Origin of the sequence: Pseudoalteromonas sp. MER144-MNA-CIBAN-0113, from assembly GCF_040308965.1 — a bacterium.
Classification (GTDB): domain Bacteria; phylum Pseudomonadota; class Gammaproteobacteria; order Enterobacterales; family Alteromonadaceae; genus Pseudoalteromonas; species Pseudoalteromonas tetraodonis.
This window is the reverse complement of sequence record NZ_JBEOOG010000034.1, coordinates 34,674-41,346: the sequence shown is the minus strand read 5'-3', so window position 1 is coordinate 41,346 and position 6,673 is coordinate 34,674. Positions and strand designations below refer to the sequence as shown.

Here is a 6,673-nt window from a genome sequence, read left to right as displayed (position 1 = left end):
TATGATAATTTAAACGAGTCAGGTAAAGTGGCCTGACTTAAACAAACTGGTCTCCGATGAACTCGGGGCGATTCAATTTCATATTTATCAAATCCCCTGATTATTAGACTGAGTAAATATATGTACTAATAGTTGAGTGTATATTTTCTCTATTTGTAACAAGTCGCTAATGGGCACATGTTCATTAACTTGATGAATGGTCTGGTTTAAAACCCCGCACTCTATCACTTGCGTGTTTTTACTTGCAAAAAACCGCCCATCTGAAGTCCCGCCGCTGGTACTAAGTACTGGATAGCTTCCGGTCACGTTAAATATTGCCTGCTCTAGCTGAGCGAGTAAGCAGCGCTCTGCCCTATGGCTTGTATAATAAGGTTCACATGGACGCTCCCATTGCACCGTTAAATATTCGTTTAAATCATTCAGTGCAGTAAGTACCAGCTGTTTCACATCTGTACTTTTATACCCATGGCTGTAGCGAATATTAAACGTAATATCACATTGAGCAGGCACTAAATTATCAAGCACGTTATCAATATTAATACCGGTAACTTGCAAGCTTGTTTTTGAGCTTGGCTCATCTAAAAGCCAATCAATTTGGATTAATCTATTCACTACTTCAGCGCTGATATGCGCAGCATTGATAGTATTTTCAGGATAGGCCACGTGTCCTGCTTTTCCTTGAATAGTTAAACGCGCTGACAGCGCGCCACGTCGGCCATTTTTTATGGTGTCGCCCACTTGCAAATGACTTGTAGGCTCACCAAAAATACAGCCATCAAGTACAACACCTTGTTGTGCTAGGCGTTTCGCAATCAACACTGAGCCATGCTCTGCCTCACCTTCTTCATCAGAGGTGATCAACCAATACAAGGTGCCCTGCTTTTGCCGCGCACTATGTATTAACGACTGCGTTGCACTGAGCATGGCTGCAATGCCTCCTTTCATATCGGCGGCACCACGCCCATAAATCGCATCATTAATTATTTTTCCATCAAACGGATCAGCTAACCAGCCACCTTGCGCAGCAGGGACCACATCAATATGACCAGAAAATGCCACCACAGGACCTGCTCCAAAAGATACTTTAGCAATTAAATTAGTGACATTATGGGTACTAAACTGCTCAATGCTAAAACCTAAATTAGTTAGCTGATGTGCCAGCCACTCAATACCTCCTGCGGAATTAGGCGTAATTGACTTAAATCGGATCAGCGTTTGTAAGTGAGTGAGCTTTTTTAACTGTGGAATAGTTAAGTACGGCGCGGGTACTTTTTTGTTGATAGCTTTTGTCATAATAAACACACCTCGTTTTAGCAGTGTATTTATTACAACGACTTTTTATGACCGCATTATGAAAATACAGGCTAACGTGTGCCCTCTTCTATTAATGTTTCTCGTGTCACCTGCACAATGTGTTTATCTTCTTTGGTTAATCTGGTTTTTTTCCATGCGCCACGCATAAACCAAGCGAACGCTATCAGTGCGATGGTTATGTTCGTAATCGCAAACGAATACCATATTCCCTGATCGCCAAGCAAAGTGTGATTAGAAAGAATATAAGCGGCAGGAAACTGCACCACGCATTGTGATAATAACGCGATAATCATGGCATTAAGCATATTCCCAGAGGCACGAAAAGCAGCAACAATACAAAGCTGAACACCAATTCCCCCCCAGCTTAAACACATCACTTGAACAAACTGCGCGCCTTTATTTATTACACTGTTATCTTCGGGAATAAAAAATGCCACCAGCGTATCAGCATACAAGTAAGCAATGCCCCCAACAAAAGAAAGGCCTATTAATCCCCACATACTGGCAAGCTTCGTTATTTGCTCAGCCCGTTTAATATTTCCGGCGCCCATATTTTGCCCCACCAAGGTTGATACCGCCATTGATAAACCCATGGCAGGGATCATCACCATTTGCAAAATATTAGAGCCCACGCCATAAGCCGCAATGGTAACGGTTCCAAAGCTTGCCACTAAAAATGACATGATAATCAAGCCAAAAGCACGTGTTGATAATTCAATAGAACCAGGCGCTCCTAAGAAAAAAGCCCGTTTCATATATTGCCAATCGGGATAGAAGCTTTTTAGCTGTAATTGAATCCCATGGCGACCGCGTAAAAATATAATAATTCCCGCCAGCGCCGCTAAACTTTGTGTAACCAAAGTCGCCAGCGCAGCGCCCATAACGCCAAGCCCTTCAAAGCGGCCGTAACCAAAAATAAATAGCGGATCGAGAATAAAATTAAGTAACACTGTGGTGCTAACTATGATTAAAGGTACTTTAGTTTGCCCAATGCCCCGCATTAGCGATTGGAACATGGCGTAAATAAACACAAAAATAACGCCAATAAAGGACACATGCATAAACTTAAGCGCATCACTGTAAACCGCCTGCTCAACGCCTAGCAGTTTTAAAAAGTATGGGGAAAGTACATAACCAAGTAGCCCTAACACTAAGGCGGTAAATGCAACCATTAACACCGTTTGCGCTGCAACATGGTTCACTTTATCTTGCTGACCTGCGCCCATGTATTGCGCCGATAAAATAGCACCGGCCATTGCAAGCCCAGAGCCTATAGCAATGACTAAAAAAGTGATCGGGGTACTAATAGACACTGCAGCGACTTGGGTTGCTCCTAATCGCCCAACCCAAAATGCATCCGTAAGCTGATAAGCCGACTGCAATATATTAATGAGGATAATAGGAATACCTAATTTCAACAGCGCTTTAGCAATGGAGCCTTGAAGAAATAGTTGACCAGAGGGATTCATGAGGTCGCTTACTTTTATTAAACCGTGAACATAGCCTTAGTTTAACAAAACTAGCTGATTATATTATGAATACTTCGTTTGCGGCTTGTATTTAAGTGATCAGTCAATAATTTTTAAGCACTAATTAAGTAAAAGTTTAATCTAAATCAATAAATAGAGGCTCTTTACTCATCCGCTTTTGAAACTTTGATCTAGAACAGGTTTTTATTTTTAACCTCGAGCAATAATAGCCTCAATCAACAAATAGTCACACAGTAGTTCACGGAGAACAACATGAAAACTAAACTAAGCATTGCAATACTTACTTCTTTACTGGCTCTTTCTCCTGCAGCACACGCTAACTTTAGTGTTAATGTTGGCGCAATTAATGTTAATCCAGATAACGATGGTTCAAAAATTAACGAAGCACCTACTCTAGGCTTAAAAGGCGACTCAGATACTCAGTTAGGTATTACTGTAGATTACGCATTTAACGACCAATGGGTATTAGAGCTTATTGCAGCAACGCCGTTTTCTCATGATGTAGAAGGTACTGGTGGTTTAGCTGGTAATAAAATTGCTGATATTAAACATTTACCACCATCACTGGTTGCACAATACCACTTTTTAGATAGCAGCTATGCACTTCGTCCGTTTGTAGGTGTGGGAATTAACTATACGACGTTCTTTGACGAACAGCCTTCTGCAGCACTTAAAGCAACGTTAGGAACTAACGATGTAGAAGTAAAACTAGATGATTCATTTGGTTTTGTTGCTCAAGTAGGTGCTAACTACAAGATTGATGAAAAATGGGGCCTACACGCTATGGTATCTATCATGGATATTGATACTGATGCGACTGTTTATGCTAATGGCGCAAAAGCATTAACATCAACCGTGTCACTTGACCCTGTTGTTGCCATGTTTGGTCTTAAATACTCGTTTTAATAACGTTTATGTGTGTGTTAAAAAGGCCGTTAGGCCTTTTTTTTGCCTGTGTTTAGCGAGGTAAGTTATTTACTTTTTTTTGCTCAAGCATTTCTTTCCAGTGAATTATTTCAGCCGGTAAAATGGGGGCAACCCCGTCAAAGCCTGCAACCTCGAGCATATGCTCAACACTGACCACCCCTTTCTTACTTTTAAACACGCCGCGCACATAAGCAATGGCATGTAAGCCACGTTCTGAATGAAACTTTTGTTCAATATAAAAGTATTTATGATCCCAGCCAACCAAACGCGTACTAATGGTAAAACGTTGCATTGGCTTAATATCGCGGATGTAGGTAATGGCTGTCGCATTAACAATAGGAAACCAACGACGTTTCATTATTTGCTTAAGCAAACCAACCCGTTCAGTCATCCAGGTACGCGACAAGTCCATCATCGCTAAATAGCGCGAATTGGTTAAATGCAAATTAATATCGCAGTCACTTGGTAATGCTTTGTAGTCTATATCAACCGTATCTAACAACGATTGATAGTCACGATTACGTTTAATTTTAAAAAATAACAGCAGTAGTCTAAAATATAAGTTCACAGTAGAGGTCTTACCAGTTGAGTTTTTATCAGTGTATCATAGCGATTGACTCCTTTGGTTGTTTTTAAACCAAGGAATCAATCACTAAATGAGGATGTTTGGGTATCTATCTTTAAACTTTAACCGTTTTGCGGTTAATGCCGTAATCACGCAATTTATTAGCCACAGCAGTATGACTCAGTCCCAAGCGTTTAGCTAACTGACGAGAGCTAGGATAGGCAGGATAAAGCTTACGAAGCAAGGTGGCTTCAAAACGCTTAACCGCTTGATCAAGCGAGCCCTCAAAATCAGACTCTAAATAGCCTAAATCATGGGTAAACGTGGGTAACTGTAAATGTTCAACGCGCAGTTCACTGTCTTCCAACAAAGATACCGCACGATAAATCGCGTTTTCTAATTGGCGCACATTACCAGGCCATGGGTAATCTTGTAAAAATGTTAAACATTCTTCAGATAACTCGGGGACTGTATGACCATTTTGCTGCGCATATTTTTGAATAAAGTGTTCAGCAAGTGGCCCAACATCCGCTTTACGATCTCTAAGCGGCGCAATTTCCAGTGTTAATACATTAATTCGGTAGTATAAATCTTCTCTAAATACGCCCTCTTGAACCATTGCAGGTAAATCTTTTTGCGTGGCAGCAATAATACGCACGTTCACTTTAACTTCGTTTTCGTCGCCAACTTTTCTAAATGTACCGTCTTGTAAAAAACGTAGCAATTTAGTTTGTAGCTGCGTCGACATTTCACCTACTTCATCTAAAAATACCGTTCCACCATCCGCTTGTTCGAGTACACCGCGTTTAGGGGCTGCGTTTTCTTCATACCCGGCATAACCGAATAGTTCGGACTCAGCAACATCATCTGGTAACGAGGCACACGATAAAGCAATAAATGGTTTTACTGAGCGGTTAGATGCATAGTGACAAGCTCGTGCTAGCAACTCTTTACCCGTCCCCGTTTCACCCGTAATAAGAATGGGAGCTTCAAGTTGCGCCATTTTTCTCGCTTCGCGAACCACACGGCGCATCGCTGTGCTAAAGTTATGAATAGTCGCAAAGCTTTCTTGGCCATAACGCCTAAAAGCACTCACTTGCTGACCTAAACGGCTTTGCGATTTTATATTAATTACCGCGCCCGCTAACACATCGCCTTCGCTGCCTTGAGGGACCGCAATAGGCAGAATATCAGCAATAAAATCTTCACCTGCTACTTCAACACGCGTGGTTTGCCCCAGTACTTCTTTGCCCTCTAACCAACGGGTAAAGTTAAAGCCTTTGAGCAAATTATTAATATTAGCACCGGTGACTTCTTTTTCTGTTAATTGTAAATCTTTGCAGGCTGCGTCGTTACACAGGCGCACCCACCCTTTAGCATCAATAGATATAACGCCATCAGGAAGTGCTCTTAATAAGGTGTTAAGTTCGTTGTGCTCACGTTCAGACGGTAAAAACGCGGTTGTGCGTACATCATGTACACCATCGATTAAGCGAATAGACGGCATGATTTTTTGAAATTGTTCAAATTCAATCTCAGGAAAACTCACATACATACGACAATTTACTGAGTCGACTTCAATCCCCTTTAAGTCAACATTGTAGCTAACTAAAATATTAAGAATCTCTTGAGCAATACCAACTCGGTCTGCACAGTGAATATCTAAACGCATACACCCTCAGGTAAGGAAAAACTAGTTGGCGTGAATAATACGCTAACTCTGTTTACGAGCATAGTTTATTGTAAAGAAATTTGGACGAAAAAATGTTTTTTTACTAACTAGAGGGCTTTTTCAAGCACTTAACGCATTCAAGCTTGGCTGTTCACTAAAAGTCGGGGTTATTGCAACTCAATTTAGTCAAGCTGGCCTTGTATAAATTATATGCTGCAATGAGCGAATCATTACTGTCCATACGCCAATATTCGCTCATGTTTAATCTAAGTGGTGATTATTAAATTAAAGTAGTAAAGGTTAACTATTATTAAAAATTTAGTAGCTGTAACTACGCGTAAAACAAAGCTTTTATTTATTTTTCAAGCTGTATTTAAACAGTGTTAAAGATAACGTTGGTATGACAATGTTACCTATGATGTTAAAGATATTTTTTGATAAGTTTAGGTGTTTACTGCAGCAAATAGGGGTTCACACACTGGTATTTAACAATTACATAACCGATGTATGATAGCGCGCTCAACGCTTCCCCTCGCACAAAGGTCTATGTATACTTAGGCGCAATTGTAACTAGGATAAGGGTGTGACGCTTACCTAAACGTATAGCTGCGTTTAGCAAACCATTACCTTAGCTGCATAAAAAACACTGATGATCGAGCATTTATTATACTTTTTATGAGTAAAAATTTAGCTAAATAAAAAACC

5 protein-coding genes are annotated in these 6,673 nt (G+C 40.6%); 1 reads left to right on the top strand and 4 read right to left on the bottom strand.

All coding sequences use genetic code 11. The annotated features are described in order from the left end of the window. Nucleotides 1-87: 87 nt before the first annotated feature. Both dapE and AAEY57_RS10640 read right to left on the bottom strand, forming a co-directional pair. Nucleotides 88-1,293, bottom strand: coding sequence for a succinyl-diaminopimelate desuccinylase (dapE, locus tag AAEY57_RS10645; protein WP_350607833.1), 1,206 nt, complete (start codon nucleotides 1,291-1,293; stop codon nucleotides 88-90). Between the two features lie 71 nt (nucleotides 1,294-1,364). Beyond that, the gene (locus tag AAEY57_RS10640) at nucleotides 1,365-2,783 is read right to left on the bottom strand and encodes an MATE family efflux transporter (RefSeq protein ID WP_013464459.1); all 1,419 of its coding nucleotides are present in this window, start codon (nucleotides 2,781-2,783) and stop codon (nucleotides 1,365-1,367) included. Between the two features lie 273 nt (nucleotides 2,784-3,056). Here AAEY57_RS10640 and AAEY57_RS10635 point away from each other — a divergent pair, with 273 nt between their 5' ends. After that, nucleotides 3,057-3,710, top strand: coding sequence for an OmpW/AlkL family protein (locus AAEY57_RS10635; protein ID WP_013464458.1), 654 nt, complete (start codon nucleotides 3,057-3,059; stop codon nucleotides 3,708-3,710). Nucleotides 3,711-3,762: 52 nt separating this feature from the next. Here the strand turns inward: AAEY57_RS10635 and AAEY57_RS10630 are convergent, their stop codons facing one another. Together AAEY57_RS10630 and tyrR are read right to left on the bottom strand one after the other, a co-directional pair. Continuing rightward, entirely contained in the window at nucleotides 3,763-4,299 is a 537-nt protein-coding gene (locus AAEY57_RS10630; protein ID WP_016899430.1) for a thioesterase family protein, read from the bottom strand. A 112-nt stretch (nucleotides 4,300-4,411) separates the two neighbouring features. Continuing rightward, a complete protein-coding gene (tyrR, locus tag AAEY57_RS10625) occupies nucleotides 4,412-5,968 on the bottom strand; it encodes a transcriptional regulator TyrR (protein ID WP_013464456.1) in 1,557 nt (518 codons plus the stop codon). Nucleotides 5,969-6,673: the final 705 nt, after the last annotated feature.

Bases quoted from the DNA above. Each gene is read 5' to 3' on its own strand.
- AAEY57_RS10635 (WP_013464458.1), top strand. From the start codon at position 3,057: ATGAAAACTAAACTAAGCATTGCAATACTTACTTCTTTACTGGCTCTT.
- AAEY57_RS10640 (WP_013464459.1), bottom strand. From the start codon at position 2,783: ATGAATCCCTCTGGTCAACTATTTCTTCAAGGCTCCATTGCTAAAGCG.
- tyrR (WP_013464456.1), bottom strand. From the start codon at position 5,968: ATGCGTTTAGATATTCACTGTGCAGACCGAGTTGGTATTGCTCAAGAG.
- dapE (WP_350607833.1), bottom strand. From the start codon at position 1,293: ATGACAAAAGCTATCAACAAAAAAGTACCCGCGCCGTACTTAACTATT.